This is a genomic window from Thermogutta sp., assembly GCF_039793925.1.
In the GTDB taxonomy this organism is placed as follows: domain Bacteria; phylum Planctomycetota; class Planctomycetia; order Pirellulales; family Thermoguttaceae; genus Thermogutta.
Genome location: NZ_JBAMME010000280.1, coordinates 26,654 through 27,477 on the forward strand (window position 1 = coordinate 26,654; position 824 = coordinate 27,477).

At 58.0% G+C, this 824-nt stretch carries 1 pseudogene; it reads left to right on the top strand.

The features are described from left to right. Positions 1–824 (top strand): annotated as a pseudogene (locus tag ABJK56_RS14175) (hypothetical protein); the annotation flags it as partial.

The window sequence follows — 824 nt, forward strand, 5'->3', positions numbered from 1 at the left end:
CGGTTCTCAAGCCGGTGTACGAGACGGTGACCAAGGAGATTCCCTATACCGTCCTAAAGCCGGTGTATGAGACCCGGCAGTGCACCTACACGGTGATGAAGCCTGTGTGGGAAACCCGCACCAAAGACATTTGCTACACGGTGTATCGTCGGGTTCGTGAGACGTGCTACCGTGAGGTCCCCTATACAATCTTAAAGCCGGTGTACGAAACAAAAATGGTGAAGGTATGCACCGGCCGCTGGGAGACGCAGATTGTTGAGAAACCGGGTCCTGTTGTCACCAAGTGCATCCAGGAACCCGGCGAATGGAAATGGGATCCCACCAGTTGCCGGGCTTATTACTCTCCCGGTGGAGTGAAAAAAGTTCTCGTCCAGTGCCCGCCGGTTAAGGTGTGCAAGCGGGTCTGGGTACCCGAGGTGAAGGAATGCCCGGTAACGACGGTCCGATATGTTCGTGAGACCTGCGTCAAGAAGGTCCCCTACAAGGTGTGCCGCCTCGTGCCGGAAAAATGTGTGAAGACCGTGACCTACAAGGTTTGCCAGTGGGTGCCGGAGCAGCGGGTTCGGACGTACCAGGTGTGCAAGCTGGTTCCGGAGCAGCGTGTGAAGACCTGCACGTATCAGGTGTGCAAGCTGGTTCCGGAGCAGCGTGTGAAGACGGTGTGCTACAAGGTGCGTCGGTGGGTCCGCGAGGAGAAGACCTGCACCTATCAGGTGTGCAAGCTGGTGCCTGAGCAGCGCGTCAAGACCTGCACGTACAAGGTTTGCCGGTGGGTGCCGGAGCAGCGGGTTCGGACGTACCAGGTGTGCAAGCTGGTTCCGGAG